We start from the raw sequence: 16178 nt of genomic DNA on the forward strand, positions 1-16178 counted from the left end.
TTAATACCTTTGATGAAAATCAATAACTATGGTCGGATTGTCAATGTTTCTACGGAAATGGCATCTTTGAGTACAATTGCCAGCGATTATTACCCACTAGCTCCTTCCTATAGGCTTTCTAAAATTGGTGTAAACGGGCTAACTGTGCTTCTGGCAAAGGAACTCCAGGGTGATAATATCCTCGTTAATGCCTATTCTCCTGGTTGGATGAAAACCGATATGGGAGGTGATGATGCACCGTTTACAGCCGAAGAAGGAGCCGAAACTGCTGTCTATTTAGCAACCTTACCAGATGGCGGAGCGCAAGGACAATTTTTTGCCGAGATGCGGAAGTTTGGTGGCCCAATTCAATTACAGTGGTAGGTTTCTATGGAAACTTCAGTTTTGTTACCTCCGATCTATGCCAATACATCTATAGATTTGGCTCCTGCTAAAATCATTACCTCGTTTCCCGTTATCTGGTGATTTTACGTCAATCCTAACTCTCTCATCGCTTTCCACAGATTAGGTCGTCGCTTGTGCTGGACTTTCCAGTGGGACAACAAACTATCATAATTCTCTGGGGCTAACTCCTTTAAGGCAGACATCCATTGTGCATTTTTCGTATAATCTGAGCTTTTGGATGCTTCTGGTAATGGTACGAAATTGTGTAAGTTTGCTTGCCAATAAGCCATTACTCTTTCCCACAAATCGGGCGGTGCATATTCTTGGAGATACTTTCTCCTAGAAACTTCATCCGGTGTCGATAGTTGGTTTGGTTGAATCACAATCTCATGAAATTTAGGTAATGGGGATTTTCCCTGGTATTTTATTTGGATCAAATCTCTTGTTAACAAATGCAAAACACCATATTCCTCACCTAGTTGCGTCTCATTTTCAGGTAAACTCTCCAACCACTCGATAATTTGTTGCCTAAACCAAGTATGTCCTTTTTCTTCTGTCGTAATACTATCGAGTAACCAATGCAACCACCAACTATCTACGGGTTTTGTATTTCTATAAAAATCTGAGTATCTGTAAGGTGTACTACGTTTAATTATTGATTCACGCCAAGATGTGTATAAAGCTTGCTGAGTATTTTTACTAACTGGTATCTCAGCAAAAGCTTTGAACATACTCGACCAGTCGTAACAACATTCAAAAGTAATCTGCTGAATCTCCAAAGCATTTGCTCGTTCTATTTCTCCCAATTCTCGAACAGCTTGTTGATAATATCGAAGTAAAGTCTTTTGCTTTTCCCCATTACTAGGCTCGTAAGAAAATTCACTCACAACAACAAATAGCAACGAATTTTCTGGTATCCAGGGATTTTTATCTTGTTTGTTTTTTAACAACGCATCCAAAGTCTCTTGAATTACTGTGAGACTTTCTCGATATTCCTGTTTACTCAACAAATCCTCAATCACAGCTAAACCATTTTGCCATTGTTGGGAAATAGTAGCCCTGAGATTGTTCAAATATATCTCTGGTGTTGCGAATTGCTGCATCAATTCCATGTAAATTATATGCCAATAGGAATAAGTGTTTTCTAGTTCCGACTTCCACTCTTCAACTCCTCTATTGGCTGTCATCCCGTCTAAAATTATTTTTTTTTGAACATCTGGTAAATTACAGAAGAAATCAATTACAGTTTCATCATTTAAACTGGTATCAGAAAATTCTGACTCCCATTCCCTCACTTTTTGAGCTAATTTGAACCCATCTTGTCCTTGTGACTGTACCAACAACCATTCCCACTCCAACAAACAGCTTGTCGTCGCTCCTTCCAAATGAATCCCGTTAGCAATTTCCATCCAGTCGGGTATACCATCAGCGATTTCGCTTTCTGCTGATAACAAACTGGCTGCAAAACCACCGTCATTACTAAAGCCATTCTCAAAAGCTGTTTTTACCAACGGCTTCATTTTTTGTGCAACTGCTTCTAAATCTTCCACAAAAGTACAATCATCAAAATAAGGTTCTTCCCAGCGTACTTCTTGGACTATATATTTCCCTTCCTCCTGCGATGCTTGCCAAATAATTTGATTCCATTCTCTCCATAATTCCGACCAAGTTTGCTCTAATTTTGCTAAGGAAGTTAGCCGAATATTGCTTGTTTTTACCTGTTCTACTGTTTGAGGTGGCGTGATGATTTGAATTAAAGTTTCCTGGGTATCTGCTTGCAGGTGAGCAAATGCAGTGACTCGCTGCTCGTCGGATAAAACAATAAATAATTCATCGAGTAGCTGGGAAATTTCATCTTCGGTAAGTGCTTCCAAGATGCGCGAACCAATAGAGTTTTGTGCTGGGGCGTTGCCCTTAGATTTGCTCTGGCTCTTTTTTGGCATCTGGGTCAATCCCTTTAATACTACATAAATAGCCTATTTCAACCAGAGGGGAACGATCATGACAGCCAAATATTATTTAACAAGTATTAATATCTAATCTTTAACTCCAAAACACCCAACAGCTTCTCTTCCACAGCAGTAAGATAAGGACGGTTCAATTTCCCCAACGACTGCAACCGATTTTTGACTGTCTCCTCCAAAGAATCCGAATATATTGCGCTGATGCGATCGCGCCTGTGAAGTAAAACTCTCGTCCCTTGGGTTGAGAGAGAAAGAAAAGTTTTTATACGCATATGACTATTGACATGGATAGAGAAGAAGCCAGCAAACTACTAACTTGGCTATTGGTTTATCAAAACCGCTTCGACCGTCAGAAAGTCAACCAAAATCTACTAAAATACGCTACCGGAGTCAGGGAGTTGATTTACTTTACAACTTCTAAAAATTCTGCTATACGCTTTCCATATCGCTTATTTATAATTACGATAGAAATATAAATGACTTTTTTCGGCTTAGTTAAACTGCTTCAAAGCTAGCCGGATACTATAGTATTTTATCTATGTAAACAATTTAATTTTTATTTAATATTCAAAATTATTAATGAAGATTATTGGTATACAAGGTTGTAAACTATTAATAATCGTATTAAATTACATAATTAAAAAAAACTTGTAGAACTTACAAGTTTTTTTGATCGATTTATCAACTATCTCTACCCACAAGCAACTTTATGGGAGATATGTTGTCATCAAATTCTCCATCCAAAAAACTTTATAAGCCTACTACTTTGCAAAGAATTAAATTTTTCTTTGTTGAGTTTTTCCTACTCATAAAATATGAGCATTATTTATTCAAAGTAGTTAGCGTTTTGATGAACCCAAATTGTGCATTGCGCTTTTGTAACTAGAACCCAAGATGTCTCTGACTAATATTATTCATTTTAGAAACTTAAGAGGCGATATATTCGGTGGTTTAACTGCCGCGATCGTTTTTTTGCCATTAGCATTAGCATTCGGTGTTGCTTCTGGTGCTGGGCCTGTAGCATTCTACTTGATGGCAGCATAAAAATTACATCAAAAACCACAGGGGTCACAGAATTTCAACCCAACTCTAAGTTATTTCCCAACAACTCTAGTACATTTCTTTTACCTTTACTCTTTATAGAATAGGCAACTACCGTGTTAGAAGCTTGCATATTTGCAACGATATTTTGTGGATTTTTTGGCATTATCCTGAAAAAAAATCTTATGATGAAAATCATTTCTATGGATGTTATGAGTACAGGGGTGATCGCCTGTTATGTACTAATTGCATCAAGAGATGGTTTGTTCACACCAATTATTTCTAACGTCAAAGATATCAAATACGCTGACCCTGTTCCTCAAGCAGTAATATTAACGGCGATTGTCATCGGATTTTCGATTCAGTCCTTAATGCTGGTCGGTGTAATGAAATTGGCACGAGATAATCCAACGTTAGAAAGTAGCGAAATTGAGAAAAACAATACGCCATGATTACCATTACGATCGCCTGGGTTGCAATACCATTTTTTTTAGGGTTCGTTATTTATCTACTTCCCAAACTTGATAAATATCTCGCTTTATGTGTGGCTTTTGCTTCAGTAGGATATGCGTTGCAGCTATTTTTCAAGCCGCCACTAACACTAAAGTTACTCGATAATTTCGGTGTTCTCTTAACAATCGATCAACTTAGCGGCTATTTTATATTAACTAATGCGTTGGTAACAGCAGCCGTCATTCTCTACTGTTGGTACAGCGATAAAAGAGCCTTTTTTTACTCACAACTCATTATTTTGCATGGCAGTATTAATGCCGCGTTTGTCTGTTCAGACTTGATCAGTTTATACGTGGCTTTAGAGGTGAGTGGTATTGCTGCGTTTTTGTTGATTGCCTATCCCCGGACTGATCGCTCGATTTGGGTGGGCTTACGCTATTTATTTGTCAGCAATGTTGCCATGCTTTTTTATCTGGTAGGCGCGGTGCTGGTGTATCAAGCGCATCATTCATTTAGTTTTGCTGGTTTGCGCGTCGCACCTCCAGAGGCACTTGCGCTGATTTTCTTAGGATTATTGACAAAAGGAGGAATTTTTGTGTCAGGATTATGGTTGCCGTTGACCCATTCCGAATCAGAAACGCCAGTATCCGCAATGCTATCAGGAGTTGTTGTGAAAGCTGGGGTTTATCCATTAGTGCGGTGTGCGTTAATGGTGGCAGAGGTTGACCCGATAGTGAGAACCTTTGGCGTAGGCACGGCAATTTTGGGAGTGTTCTATGCAGTCTTTGAAAAAGATACTAAGCGGATGTTGGCATTTCATACGGTTTCGCAGTTAGGGTTTATTTTAGCTGCCCCGGTTGTGGGTGGTTTTTATGCCCTGACCCACGGACTTGTAAAATCTGCGTTGTTTTTAATTGCAGGAGTATTGCCAAGTCGAAACTTTAAAGAACTGCAAAATCAAGCGATTGCTACCCCAATTTGGATTGCTTTAGTGATGGCCAGCTTCTCGATTTCCGGCTTTCCCTTGTTGTCTGGTTTTGGGGCGAAAGTATTGACATCCAAGAATCTATTACCTTGGCAAGCGATCGCCATGAATATTGCCGCTTTGGGAACCGCAATATCCTTTGCTAAATTCATATTTTTGCCTCGTGGCGGCAATAGCGACAATATCAATGTCAAGCCCGGTTTTTGGGCTGCCATTATCCTCTTAATTGGTGGGTTGTTTCTGGCTAATATTGTTTATTACGAAGCATATAGCCTGGAAAATGTTATTAAGCCCTTGGCAACCATCGCTATCGGGTGGATAGCTTACATGATTATCTTTAAATATTCATTTATCAAGCTGCCGCGTGTGCTTGAACAATTTGATCATCTAATCGGTGTCATGAGTCTGATTTTAGTCCTGCTATTCTGGAAGGGATTTGCATGGTTGGGTATCTAAATCTCATACTGCGACTGGTCATTTGGTTTCTGCTCACTGCCAATTTCAGTGTGGCAAATATCATTATTGGTGTTGGTATTGCTTTTTTATTACCTGGCGGCTACACAGCAGGAGGATCATTAAAAGATTGGCTGCGTGTGTTGGGTGAAGTGATAGTGGCAATCCCTAAGGCTTACCTTGAGGCATTTGAAATCATCCTCCGACCGCATAAACACGAAGACATCACAATGGAACGAGTGAAACCAGGACGCACGCCAGGGTTGATATTTCTGGATATCTTCTTGATTACCTTTACGCCTAAAACCATTGTTTTGAAATATCACGAAAAAGGTTGGTACGAAGTACATTGGGTACGTCGGAGGAGAAAAGGATGATTCTGAACTTGGTATTAATTGCCATGATTTTGGCAATGCTCATTCCCATGTATGAAGCATGGCAAGATGATGATATTTGGCAAAAAATGTTGGCATTTGCCAGTTTTGCTACCAAAACTTCTATCACAATCTTAGTGGTATCTGTTTTACGTGATGATTGGATGATTGGTGTTGTTGGGGTCATTATTCTCAGTGTTGGGAATGCTGGATTGATGTTGCTCGCCCATATAATTAAACGCATAAATGAAGTATGATTGACTTTCTCAGTTATGTCTGTATAGGTTTAGGACTCATCTTTTGGTTTTGGGGAACCCCTTCCTTACTCGGCAAGCGATCTTTATTGTTTAAGCTCCATAGTCTTTCTGTTGCTGATACCCTGGGATCGATGAACATCATTATTGGGTTGTTATTGAAGATACCCAGCGAATGGCCGCTACTCATCCTGGCTCTCATCTCCCTAGCAATCTGGAACACAGTGCTGGGATATGTATTGGCTTACTGTTCTAGTAGCGAGGGTAATTATGAATGATAGCTATATGTATATCATCATTGCGCTCCTGCCCTTGTCTGCTTGCATGGTGGTATTTCAAGTCAATCCATACAATGCGCTAGTTATTCGTGGCATCTTAGGTGCAGTTGCGGCAATGGTATATGCAGTTTTAGGCGCACCAGATGTTGCTCTAACAGAAGCATTAGTAGGTACAATGCTGGCAATTACGCTCTATGCAGTAGCAGTGCGTTCATCAATGGTGATGCGTCTTGGCATAATCAAAAACGAGGCAGAGGAAGAACAGCATTTTGGGCAACTGTTAGATGAATTACGCACAATTTTTGGCAAACGCCAAATGCGTCTAGAACTAGTTCCCTACTCCAATAACCAAGCCTTGCAGCAGGCGTTGATGGATAAAGAAGTCCATGCAACCTGTGTTAGACGTGAACACACCGAGTCAGATTATGCAACAAGCAACGATGAAAATCAACAATATCACACTGCTATTAGGGTAAAACGCATATATGAAATTATGCAAACTGAACTTACGTCACCAGCAACAACCCTTACCTATATAAATATACCGAATTCAGGTGAAGAGCCTATTTCTCCCTTCCCAACAGCAGATAAGGTTTCTCCGAGGTCTTTATGAAATGGATTTACATTGCAGCAGGGATAGCACTGTTTGTGAAAATGCTCATTTTACCAAATTCAACCGCAGTGCTACCGGATTTCTCTATTGTGGAATCAATCGTCAAAGATGGTGGTATACCTAATGCAGTCACAGTCATTATTCTCAGAAATCGTTTGTATGACACTATTTTTGAAGTAGTGGTATTTACAATCGCCATTATGGGTGTCTACTTTCTGTTAGCCAATGAAAAGCCTTCTACCACAATTTATAGTTTTACCGATCAACCATCTATTGTCCTAGCGCGTTTGGGAGCGACTATTGCCGCGTTGGTCAGTATTGAACTAGCTATTCGCGGACATCTTAGCCCTGGCGGTGGTTTTGCTGCCGGAGTTGCTGGCGGAACAGCAATTGGGCTGATTGCAATTACCTCATCACCAGAGTGGATGCAAGAAATTTACCAGCGATGGCAAGCCGCTACATGGGAGAAAATTTCTGTTCTCGTTTTTATTGTCCTAGCAGTATTAACTCTAGCTGGAGTGGAGTTACCACACGGAGAGATGGGCGCACTTGTTAGTGGAGGAATTCTTCCGTTATTAAATATATTAGTTGCAATTAAAGTTGCACTGGGGTCTTGGGCGGTGGTTTTGGTTTTTATCCGCTATCGGGGATTATTGTAAAAAAACAAGATTTTGTATACTGACATTTTGCATTGCAGTAATTTTAGTCTATTATTCTCTTACTACTATAGGACTAGTGTTTGATTTCTGAAAAAACTCCGTACATCTGGAGAGACATAAAATCAAAGGTAGTGTTTCGGAGAAACCATTCAAACATCCACTTTAAATGAGAAAATGTTGGAATTAAAGCGCAAAAACGTCTAATCCAGGTTTTTGCTTGTAACCAAATATCTTCTATAGGATTTTGTGATGGGCAATTAGGCGCAAAGCGGACGCAATGAATTTTCCATTGCTCTTGAGATAAACCTTGATTTACCTCGCATAAAAATACAATAGCAAATCAAATTATTTAAACGGCTGTCCCAACAGATCCCAATTCTCCTTATTGAACGGACTACGCTGAGAGCATTTTTATGCTTGGCGATGGCTTCGCGGTATCAGTGATCTAAAAACCATAGAAGAATTTCTATGTATACAAAAACTTTTTTCTTGATCACTAAGTAAATATTACTATCCAGAGTGGCGTAAAGTTAAGAATATCAAAATGATTTAACTATTACGATTTAGTTTTTCAAAACTTGAAGTCGTTCGTCAGTCTGTTTTTGAGACTTTTTTGAGTACGCGATCACAGATGTTAGATTCCATTCTCCAGCCGACTTTTATCTATAACCCATCCTTTCTATGAAAAGGGTCGTTTCTAATTTGTTTGATATACCGTTCATTGACCTCCATGATGGTAATCACCAATGTCATCTGGTTCAATAACCTCCGGTTCATTTACATTTAGTTCATTTATTGCAATACTCGTCATCCGAGGAGAAGGGGGCATTCGTGGATTTTTTGTCCTTTTTTTTAATGGACTTCGTTAAGCAGTTGCAGTCCCCAACACTCGGCTTTTTGATTGGTGGGATGGTCATTGCCGCCCTTGGTAGCGAATTGGTAATTCCAGAGGCGATTTGTACGATCATCGTCTTCATGCTGCTCACCAAAATCGGTCTGACCGGTGGAATTGCGATCCGCAATTCCAACCTGGCGGATATGGTTTTACCCGCAGCATCTGCCGTAATAGTAGGAATTGTTGTTGTATTCATCGCACGCTATACATTAGCCAAGCTGCCGAAGGTCAAAACCGTAGATGCGATTGCGACCGGGGGTTTGTTTGGTGCAGTGAGTGGCTCTACTATGGCTGCCGCCTTGACACTACTGGAAGAACAAAAAATTCCCTACGAGGCCTGGGCTGGCGCACTCTATCCCTTTATGGATATCCCCGCGCTCGTAACTGCGATTGTTGTGGCTAACATTTACATCAACAAGAAGAAGCGTAAAGAAGCAGCCTACTCTATTGTGCAGCAGTCTTTCAGCGAGCAGCTCGTTGCGGCTGGCGATTATCCCGATCAAAAAGATTATCCTAGCAGCCGGCAGGAGTATCTTAGCCAGCAGAAGGAGGATGGGGATAATCGCGTCAAGATATGGCCGATCATCGAGGAAAGCCTCCGGGGGCCTGCCTTATCGGCAATGTTGTTAGGCCTTGCTCTGGGACTGTTCACCCGCCCGGAAAGTGTCTATAAAAGCTTTTACGATCCCGCCTTTCGCGGCTTGCTTTCAATCTTGATGCTGGTCATGGGTATGGAAGCTTGGTCAAGGGTTGGCGAACTACGTAAGGTAGCCCAGTGGTACGTCGTGTATAGTGTGGTGGCACCGTTTGTGCATGGGTTAATTGCCTTCGGTCTCGGCATGATTGCCCACTACACGATGAACTTCAGCATGGGCGGTGTCGTGGTTCTGGCTGTCATTGCTTCCTCTAGTTCAGACATCTCAGGGCCACCCACGTTGCGAGCCGGTATCCCGTCAGCCAATCCCTCAGCTTATATAGGCGCTTCCACAGCCGTCGGTACGCCAGTGGCGCTCGGCTTGTGTATACCGTTCTTCATCGGGCTTGCCCAGGCGCTCGGCGGCTAATCCCAGACGAGTCGCGGTCTGTCAGCGCTCCCTTGAACGGGCAGACCAAGTAGATCAATGTACATAATTTAAGGAGGTAAGCAACATGGGCAAACGTGCCAACAAGCTCGTCATAGTCACGGAAAAGGTTTTGCTAAAAAAGGTTGCCAAGATCATTGATGAAGTTGGGGCGACTGGTTATACGGTGGTAGATACTGGCGGTAAAGGCAGTCGCAACGTGCGCTCTACAGGTAAACCCAACACTGCCGACACCGATTCAAATGTAAAGTTCGAGGTACTCACCGAAAATCGGGAGATGGCAGAGAAGATTGCGGATCAGGTCGCAATCAATTTTTTCACCGATTATGCGGGCATTATCTATATCTGTGAAGCAGAGGTACTGTACGGGAGAACTTTCTGTGGGCCAGACGGCTGTTGAGTCGAAAGGACGCGCCATAAAAGGAACCAGCGAGACATTAGTGCGAGTTTCTGTGGGTCAGACGGCTGTTGCATTGAGACGACGCTCACTTAACCTTCTTCTGTCACTTTTACAGGAGAATAATCTAGGATGCTTACATCATAAGACTTTTGCTAAAAAAGCTTGATTACAGCCATTTTATTAGAAAATAAACGCTCAAATGCTCGTTATATCTACAGTTGAAAATTTGGCTTTGATTTTTATTTTCTCAGAGTGACAGAACCGGGTTAAAAGCCAAGGTTATGACCTCGGCTTTTAAGTGAGCGTGTTTTGTGTCCGCCGGAAGTTGATCCTGGCGCAGAACTCATTCCCCCTGCAGTTTTATAACTTCCTCAAACCCCAATACCTTTCGGTTAAGGGGGAAAGGGGAAAGGGAAAAAGTAGAAGAAAACCTTTAACCTTTTCCCAAAACCAGATTACAAGTTAACGTGAGTTCGACGGATGTTAAAAACCCCTTTCCAAACCTCTCCCCTGCAAGGAGAGAGGCTTTCAAAACTTGTTTTTTCGTTCAAAACTAGGAAGATTTATGCCCCTCTCCGGGTCGGAGAGGGGTTGGGGAGAGGTTCATCGAACTCACGTCAAGTTAAAAATGCTTAACCGAACAGTATTGCCTCAAACCCTTAACATTCATTGCTTTAAATCATGATTTTGTCCAATATTCTGCCTCTTTTCAGTGGGGGGATAGCCGCTCTTATGGCTCCGATACCATTCTTGGCGACTGTTGTTGCTGAGGATTCACCCATTATTCTGTCTGGCGTGTTGCTGACGCTGGTGGTGATTTATTTGGCCAGCAAGTTCGGCGCAGAGATCGCTAGGCGATTGGATTTTCCGCCCGTCCTGGGAGAACTGGTCGCCGGTGTGATTGTCGGCGTTTCGGCGTTGCACTTGGTGATCTTTCCTGAAGGGGGGCTGTCTGCCTCTGACTCGGTGATTATGACGGCGTTGCAAGGATTGAATCAATTGACACCGGATGCACTGACCCGAATTTTTGAGTCCCAAAGTGAAGTGATTTCGGTTCTAGCTGAAATCGGTGTGATTATTCTGCTGTTTGAAATTGGACTGGAATCCGATCTGCGGCAACTGAAGGAAGTAGGAATTCAAGCCACGGTTGTCGCCTGTGTCGGAGTCGCGGCACCTTTTGCGGCAGGTACGGCAGGGTTAATGATACTCTTTCATGTCGCAGCGATCCCAGCGATTTTTGCAGGAGCCGCGTTAACGGCAACGAGTATTGGCATTACCTCTAAAGTCTTGTCAGAGTTAGGTCAACTCAAATCCAAAGAAGGGCAAATCATTGTTGGCGCGGCGGTGATTGATGATGTCCTCGGCATTATTGTCTTGGCTGTAGTCGCCAGTTTAGCCAAAACTGGTGAGATTGATGTTGCCAATGTCATCTACTTGATTGTCAGTGCTACGGCATTCTTGATTGGATCAATTTTATTGGGGGGTGTCTTTAACAAAAGTTTTGTGGCGATCGTAGAGCATCTCAAAACCCGTGGAAATATTGTGATTCCAGCATTCATCTTCGCTTTCTTTATGGCATTTTTAGGCAACGCCATTCATCTCGAAGCGATTTTGGGTGCCTTTGCTGCGGGTTTGGTACTTGATGAAACCGATGCCCGAAACGAGTTAGATGAACTGATCAAACCTATCGCCGATTTACTGGTACCAATATTCTTTGTGACAGTGGGAGCGCGTGCCGACCTCGGTGTTTTGAACCCGGCGGTACCGGAGAATCGGGCAGGACTATTGATTGCTGTCTTTTTGATGGGAGTGGCAATTATTGGTAAGCTGATCACAGGTTGGGCGGTGTTTGGACAACCCGGCATCAATCGAGTGGCGATCGGGGTTGGGATGATTCCGCGAGGTGAGGTGGGTCTAGTGTTTGCTGGCATCGGATCAGCTAGCGGCATTTTGGATAAGCCCCTGGAGGTGTCAATTATTATCATGGTAATTCTGACAACTTTTCTGGCTCCACCTTTTTTACGGGTTGCCTTTGGTTCATCCCCAAATCCCATTCCAGAATCTACCACACCTGTAGAAACAGCAAGTGAGTAAGGTATAAAGCCGATATCCCTGCAAAATCGGAAATTTTAATCACACACAAGCAAGGCTCTTGGTTAATCTGCAACCGCCTCAACTCGTTACAAACCTCCGCAATTTCCTGCTTAGACACATTTAAATCAGATTCAGCTTCCGCCCCGGAAAGCTCGTCGTTCTAGAAAAAATGGGTAAACAATGGGTAGTTTCCCGACTATCTTTAACCAAGTAATTCAGGGATGATTAATTGTATAGAAAACCGCTAGCAAAATTTTTACTGCTGACATTTAATAAACCGCATACAAAACCAAGCCCTAAATTGTTATTAGGGCTTTTTAAGTATAAAAAGATGTGGCTGTTGGCGATGGGGTACGTGAAAAGAAAGTTGGGGATAAACAGAACGTACGCATTGACAGGAATCTGACTATGTGTAATCAAGCCCATCTTTTGTTCAAGATGTTCCAGAATGAAGTCACGAGCCACCTGAAGAGACAAATTTCTCTGGACTTCATACCAGTTTTCAATTAACTCCTCGGTTCGCATTAATTCTAGTTGTGTGAAGGCACGGATAGCACTAAAAAAGTGAGTTTTAATTGCCTCAGATGTCCTCACCATGAATAGCTCAATTCCACACACTTGTTTGATGGCTCGATGCGAAGATTCAATTCCCCAATGAATCGAATGCAATTCCTTAAACTCGACGAGAGAAATTAAAAATAGTGCATCTGTAATTCTGTTATACCTTTCATCCAAGGAACTAACGAACCTCCATTTGCGCTATTAGGTTGAAAAGTTGGCTCTCTTAATGGTGAAACTAACCCTTTTCTGTCACTTTTACAGGAGAATAATCTAGGATGCGCCTACAGCATAAGACTCGTTTTGTCCAGACCACCAGGACATCATGCACTCAAAGATGAAGGCATGGGATTTTGCATCTTCTGTAATCCAGCGATCGCTGCCCTTTACGCTTTGGCAACAGGACAAATCCAGCGAGTAGGAGGTGAACTACAAGTAGTTTGTTGAACAAACGTTTTTTGTGCTAACGTTTGTTTAAGCAAGCGTTTTTGGTTCTATGAAGAGACGAATATCCTCCAAGCAATCTGCTGAAGTAACAAAGCGGGAAAGCCCATCAGTTAATTCCCATACTTTTAGTGGACGCGATTTAGACTGGGAGCCTTTGCCAGAATCTCTAAGTCACTGGACAGGCTTTGTACTTCACTGGGTGAGTGAACTTGGCGCACAGTTTTATGCCCGTGCTATGACTCCCTTAAATCTACGCCCGCTTCAGGTTGCTATCCTCCAATTACTGGCTGCTGAAGGTGCAATGGTTCAAGCACGATTAGGTGACAAACTTCGTGTTGATAAAGCTAGCATGGTTACTTTGCTCAATGACCTAGAACAGCAGGGCTTAATTGAACGACGACCTCATTCCAGCGATCGCCGAGCCTATGAAGTTCATCTTTTAGAGACTGGCAAACAACGACTCCAACAAGCAGAATCTGCATCAATTGAAGCAGCAAAACAATTCTTCGCTGCTTTAACACTAGAAGAACAACAGACTCTGAATAGACTGCTAAAACGTGTTGCGACCAGCAACGCTTCATGGAAGCCACCGACATTCAAAGATGTTGACTCCTAACGCAAGTTTGTTTTGGGGTTATATGAATATGATTCCAGCAGACAGCAGATGTTCTTGACTGATGCGGCTTGGTAAGTATTTCTATTACCTCACAAGCCATTAATTGATTTGCATTTATAAGTAATATAGGAAATTAAACATCATGAACATAGAAATTATTGTTTTCGTGATTACAGCTTCTGCAACATTTTTCAACAATGCTCTGCATTGGTACACACAGGTCACTACTTATCCACTCTTTGGTTGGGTTGGGCAAACAGAGTTTATATCGTTTCACAAAGAATATGAACGCAGGCTCCCGTTTACTATCTACATACCTTACACATTGCTGATGCTAAGTACACTGCTACTGGCATTTGTACATCCAGTAGAAGTTAAACTTGGCTGGATACTTATGTTGCTTGTGCTGAACGCATCAATTATGATCACCAGCCTCACATTTGCTGTTCCAATTCATAATCGACTCCAGCACCAAGGATACTCCGATAAAGGCGGCATCCGGAAACTGATTCAATATAACAGTGTTAGACTTATTGCCTCATCAGCTAGCAGTGTTATTATGCTGTATTTGCTGATAGGTTTGTTGATCAATCGGACAGCCACTTCCCTATAGCTTTATGCTGTCATAATCATGCTTACTATCAGGCTAACAATCGCTTATCTTTGAAATCCTGCTGCTTGTTTTTTACTTTCTAAAACCTCATCAAGTTTACTGTTAGCACTCTCAAAATCCTGTAATATGTCTGGTGGCAATTTGTTAATCTGCACTCTCCCAGCCTGCACACTCAAAATCACATCACTATTTCATAACTTACGCATTGACAAGCAGGTGAGTATTGCCCATCTTCCCACGACTTATGCACAATTGCTGCGATCGCCCATTGAACAATCTGTAGTAGACTTAAGCTTTGTTTCACCGACCAGCTTTCGCCGTAAGGGTCATCACTTCCCACTGCCAGTACCAGAAAACTTGTTCCACAGCTATCTACGGCGATGGAATGATTTTTCGCAGCAGCCAGTAGAACAAGAGGTTTTTCTGAAGTGGATTGATGAAAGCGTCATCATTCACCAGCACCGTCTTGAATCGATGAAGGTGGCAGCAGGCAAGCAAGGGTCGGTCACTGGATTTACTGGAGCCATATCCTTGGGTTTGAGCAGGGCAGCTTTGGCAAATACGGAATTCACCCAGCTATTCTATACTTTGCTCAGGCTTGCACCTTACTGCGGGACAGGGCATAAGACAACCTTCGGCTTGGGACAGACACGCTCTGGTTGGCTAGTGGAGCAAAAGTCAGCTACAGCCGAGCAGTTGGTTGCAGATATGCTGGCTCAAAGGATTGAAGAACTGACCGAGATATTCGCTGCCCAACGAAAACGCAAGGGCGGCGAGCGCACAGATAGGATTGCTGTGACGTGGGCGACTATCCTGGCCCGTCGAGAACATGGGGAGTCTTTGGGGGCGATCGCACTGGATTTGGAGATGAAACCTGAGACAGTGAAGACTTACGTGAAGCTGGCTCGGAAAGCACTCAAGGGGACATTGGAGGGGGCTATTGAGAATTGTTAGTAAGTGGCAGAGCAGGGATTGGCGCGAAGCGGAGGGGTGCAGTAGTTACCAGAACAGCAGGAGTAAGAGCAGTAGGAGCATCAGCAGGCGTACTCTTATCGAGTAAGATAAGCCAGAGCCAACTTGATTTCCTCTTCAGATGCCAGACTTTCACCAACTGCCAAAAACGACACTAAATTTAGTGGCTTGTTGGTCTGCGCTGCGGCAGATGTTTTATGGTGTCCATCCAGTAAACGGTATCCCGTTGGGTAACTCCAAAAACGTTCTTAACCACTCATATTTCGTGCAACCATACAATTCAATTGCCGCCCAACTGTCTGCTCCACATATCACAGCACAGATTGCAATAGTGAGAATGTCAATTAACTTGTGCAGTTTTGTACGATCTATTCGTGGGTCTGACATTTGTGCGAAGTGGTCAGCAATAGTAATTTTGGGCTTGAGTTTCACACGAAATAGGGCAATATTACTAATTTTACAATGACTCTACCATCAATGTTTGAATGTTTACTTATATGTCACCCACTATCACTACTTTTTTTCTGAATTTAGTATTCTTGTACTATATTTAGATGCGTTCGCCCTGGGTATTGTAAGTAGCATTTAATTAAGAAATTAGCCAAATTTTCTTTGTGGAAAGTAGTTTGGCTAAATAATTTGCCATAATTAAACATTTTTCTATGAATAAATTTAAATTCAATTTAATATTTTTAGTGTTGATGGCGACATCTAATATATAAGCAATCAATTATGCTATCAAGCGGAATTCGTTTATGTACAGCTTCAGTGCTAATACAAGTTTTATTGCTTAGATAATGCTAACCTTTCTGAATCATTTTCCAGCAAGGTAAAGAACTATCTATGTTTTAAGTGGACTTGAAGAAAGGAAGGTACTACTTTTTAGTACCTTGTAGTCTTACAAGCCAAAATTGTTGTGGCAGGGAAAAGAAAAAAGTAAAGGGGAAGGTAAAAAACCTTTTACCCTTAATTCTTGCTATTTATCCCGCCCGCCAAGTTCCTTTAACACACACTAGTTTTACCAATTAGTGTCAACAGCAGTA

Annotated in this window: 18 protein-coding genes and 4 pseudogenes; 17 read left to right on the top strand and 5 right to left on the bottom strand. The window is 42.2% G+C overall.

Annotated elements, in window-relative coordinates:
- The coding region (locus H6G76_RS22830; protein ID WP_190705975.1) for an SDR family NAD(P)-dependent oxidoreductase at window positions 1-363 on the top strand (363 nt) is incomplete at its 5' end.
- A gap of 104 nt (window positions 364-467) precedes the next feature.
- On the opposite strand, the gene H6G76_RS37240 is transcribed toward H6G76_RS22830, so the two are convergent.
- Window positions 468-2327: a hypothetical protein gene (locus H6G76_RS37240; RefSeq protein WP_242056491.1), complete on the bottom strand. Its 1860-nt coding sequence runs from the start codon at window positions 2325-2327 to the stop codon at window positions 468-470.
- An 86-nt stretch (window positions 2328-2413) separates the two neighbouring features.
- On the bottom strand, window positions 2414-2620 hold the full coding sequence (locus H6G76_RS22840; RefSeq protein ID WP_190706145.1) for a hypothetical protein: 207 nt from the start codon (window positions 2618-2620) through the stop codon (window positions 2414-2416).
- Here H6G76_RS22840 and H6G76_RS22845 point away from each other — a divergent pair, their 5' ends adjacent.
- The 9 genes and pseudogenes from H6G76_RS22845 to H6G76_RS22885 all read left to right on the top strand — a co-directional run bounded on the left by H6G76_RS22845 (window position 2621) and on the right by H6G76_RS22885 (window position 7458).
- A complete protein-coding gene (locus tag H6G76_RS22845; RefSeq protein ID WP_190705976.1) occupies window positions 2621-2824 on the top strand; it encodes a hypothetical protein in 204 nt (67 codons plus the stop codon).
- 418 nt (window positions 2825-3242) lie between these two features.
- A pseudogene (locus tag H6G76_RS22850) lies at window positions 3243-3371 on the top strand (SulP family inorganic anion transporter); the annotation flags it as partial.
- Window positions 3372-3505: 134 nt separating this feature from the next.
- Window positions 3506-3841 (top strand): NADH-quinone oxidoreductase subunit K, encoded by a 336-nt coding sequence (locus tag H6G76_RS22855; protein WP_190705980.1) that lies wholly within the window; start codon window positions 3506-3508, stop codon window positions 3839-3841.
- Window positions 3838-5283 carry a cation:proton antiporter gene (locus tag H6G76_RS22860; protein ID WP_190705984.1) on the top strand — a complete coding sequence of 482 codons (1446 nt, stop codon included), beginning with the start codon at window positions 3838-3840 and terminating at the stop codon, window positions 5281-5283. Before H6G76_RS22855 ends, H6G76_RS22860 begins: the two co-directional genes overlap by 4 nt.
- Window positions 5268-5657 (top strand): Na+/H+ antiporter subunit E, encoded by a 390-nt coding sequence (locus tag H6G76_RS22865; RefSeq protein WP_190705987.1) that lies wholly within the window; start codon window positions 5268-5270, stop codon window positions 5655-5657. Before H6G76_RS22860 ends, H6G76_RS22865 begins: the two co-directional genes overlap by 16 nt.
- Window positions 5654-5911, top strand: coding sequence for a hypothetical protein (locus tag H6G76_RS22870; RefSeq protein ID WP_190706005.1), 258 nt, complete (start codon window positions 5654-5656; stop codon window positions 5909-5911). Before H6G76_RS22865 ends, H6G76_RS22870 begins: the two co-directional genes overlap by 4 nt.
- Window positions 5908-6186 carry a monovalent cation/H(+) antiporter subunit G gene (locus H6G76_RS22875; RefSeq protein WP_190686662.1) on the top strand — a complete coding sequence of 93 codons (279 nt, stop codon included), beginning with the start codon at window positions 5908-5910 and terminating at the stop codon, window positions 6184-6186. The genes H6G76_RS22870 and H6G76_RS22875 overlap by 4 nt, the downstream gene beginning before the upstream one ends.
- On the top strand, window positions 6179-6799 hold the full coding sequence (locus tag H6G76_RS22880; protein WP_190706006.1) for a DUF4040 domain-containing protein: 621 nt from the start codon (window positions 6179-6181) through the stop codon (window positions 6797-6799). Before H6G76_RS22875 ends, H6G76_RS22880 begins: the two co-directional genes overlap by 8 nt.
- Window positions 6796-7458 (top strand): Na(+)/H(+) antiporter subunit B, encoded by a 663-nt coding sequence (locus H6G76_RS22885; protein ID WP_190706008.1) that lies wholly within the window; start codon window positions 6796-6798, stop codon window positions 7456-7458. Before H6G76_RS22880 ends, H6G76_RS22885 begins: the two co-directional genes overlap by 4 nt.
- 73 nt (window positions 7459-7531) lie before the next feature.
- Here H6G76_RS22885 and H6G76_RS22890 read toward each other — a convergent pair.
- Window positions 7532-7786 (bottom strand): annotated as a pseudogene (locus H6G76_RS22890) (IS630 family transposase); the annotation flags it as partial.
- Between the two features lie 503 nt (window positions 7787-8289).
- Between H6G76_RS22890 and H6G76_RS22895 the strand changes: the two are divergent.
- From H6G76_RS22895 to H6G76_RS22905, 3 genes are all read left to right on the top strand, one after another.
- Window positions 8290-9417, top strand: a complete 1128-nt coding sequence (locus tag H6G76_RS22895; RefSeq protein ID WP_190706010.1) for a sodium-dependent bicarbonate transport family permease — start codon at window positions 8290-8292, stop codon at window positions 9415-9417.
- A gap of 85 nt (window positions 9418-9502) precedes the next feature.
- Complete coding sequence (locus tag H6G76_RS22900; protein WP_190706011.1) at window positions 9503-9835, top strand: P-II family nitrogen regulator; 333 nt, start codon at window positions 9503-9505, stop codon at window positions 9833-9835.
- Window positions 9836-10567: 732 nt separating this feature from the next.
- Window positions 10568-11929, top strand: coding sequence for a cation:proton antiporter (locus H6G76_RS22905; protein WP_242056492.1), 1362 nt, complete (start codon window positions 10568-10570; stop codon window positions 11927-11929).
- 225 nt (window positions 11930-12154) lie between these two features.
- On the opposite strand, the gene H6G76_RS36665 is transcribed toward H6G76_RS22905, so the two are convergent.
- A complete protein-coding gene (locus H6G76_RS36665) occupies window positions 12155-12664 on the bottom strand; it encodes a transposase (RefSeq protein WP_199337493.1) in 510 nt (169 codons plus the stop codon).
- A gap of 126 nt (window positions 12665-12790) precedes the next feature.
- Between H6G76_RS36665 and H6G76_RS37245 the strand changes: the two genes are divergently transcribed.
- The 4 genes and pseudogenes from H6G76_RS37245 to cas6 form a co-directional block, all read left to right on the top strand.
- Window positions 12791-12934 (top strand): hypothetical protein, encoded by a 144-nt coding sequence (locus H6G76_RS37245; protein ID WP_397333660.1) that lies wholly within the window; start codon window positions 12791-12793, stop codon window positions 12932-12934.
- A gap of 49 nt (window positions 12935-12983) precedes the next feature.
- Window positions 12984-13550 (top strand): MarR family winged helix-turn-helix transcriptional regulator, encoded by a 567-nt coding sequence (locus H6G76_RS22920; RefSeq protein ID WP_190706015.1) that lies wholly within the window; start codon window positions 12984-12986, stop codon window positions 13548-13550.
- Window positions 13551-13692: 142 nt separating this feature from the next.
- Window positions 13693-14163, top strand: coding sequence for a hypothetical protein (locus tag H6G76_RS22925; RefSeq protein WP_190706017.1), 471 nt, complete (start codon window positions 13693-13695; stop codon window positions 14161-14163).
- Window positions 14164-14358: 195 nt separating this feature from the next.
- Window positions 14359-15117, top strand: a pseudogene (cas6, locus tag H6G76_RS22930) (CRISPR-associated endoribonuclease Cas6); the annotation flags it as partial.
- A gap of 234 nt (window positions 15118-15351) precedes the next feature.
- Here cas6 and H6G76_RS22935 read toward each other — a convergent pair.
- Window positions 15352-15567: pseudogene (locus H6G76_RS22935) on the bottom strand (transposase family protein); the annotation flags it as partial.
- Window positions 15568-16178: the final 611 nt, after the last annotated feature.

Source organism: Nostoc sp. FACHB-152 (assembly GCF_014697475.1).
Classification (GTDB): Bacteria; Cyanobacteriota; Cyanobacteriia; order Cyanobacteriales; family Nostocaceae; genus Nostoc_B.

Bases quoted from the DNA above. Each gene is read 5' to 3' on its own strand.
- H6G76_RS37240 (WP_242056491.1), bottom strand. From the start codon at position 2,327: ATGCCAAAAAAGAGCCAGAGCAAATCTAAGGGCAACGCCCCAGCACAA.
- H6G76_RS22840 (WP_190706145.1), bottom strand. From the start codon at position 2,620: ATGCGTATAAAAACTTTTCTTTCTCTCTCAACCCAAGGGACGAGAGTT.
- H6G76_RS22845 (WP_190705976.1), top strand. From the start codon at position 2,621: ATGACTATTGACATGGATAGAGAAGAAGCCAGCAAACTACTAACTTGG.
- H6G76_RS22860 (WP_190705984.1), top strand. From the start codon at position 3,838: ATGATTACCATTACGATCGCCTGGGTTGCAATACCATTTTTTTTAGGG.
- H6G76_RS22865 (WP_190705987.1), top strand. From the start codon at position 5,268: ATGGTTGGGTATCTAAATCTCATACTGCGACTGGTCATTTGGTTTCTG.
- H6G76_RS22870 (WP_190706005.1), top strand. From the start codon at position 5,654: ATGATTCTGAACTTGGTATTAATTGCCATGATTTTGGCAATGCTCATT.
- H6G76_RS22875 (WP_190686662.1), top strand. From the start codon at position 5,908: ATGATTGACTTTCTCAGTTATGTCTGTATAGGTTTAGGACTCATCTTT.
- H6G76_RS22880 (WP_190706006.1), top strand. From the start codon at position 6,179: ATGAATGATAGCTATATGTATATCATCATTGCGCTCCTGCCCTTGTCT.
- H6G76_RS22885 (WP_190706008.1), top strand. From the start codon at position 6,796: ATGAAATGGATTTACATTGCAGCAGGGATAGCACTGTTTGTGAAAATG.
- H6G76_RS22900 (WP_190706011.1), top strand. From the start codon at position 9,503: ATGGGCAAACGTGCCAACAAGCTCGTCATAGTCACGGAAAAGGTTTTG.
- H6G76_RS22905 (WP_242056492.1), top strand. From the start codon at position 10,568: ATGGCTCCGATACCATTCTTGGCGACTGTTGTTGCTGAGGATTCACCC.
- H6G76_RS22920 (WP_190706015.1), top strand. From the start codon at position 12,984: ATGAAGAGACGAATATCCTCCAAGCAATCTGCTGAAGTAACAAAGCGG.
- H6G76_RS22925 (WP_190706017.1), top strand. From the start codon at position 13,693: ATGAACATAGAAATTATTGTTTTCGTGATTACAGCTTCTGCAACATTT.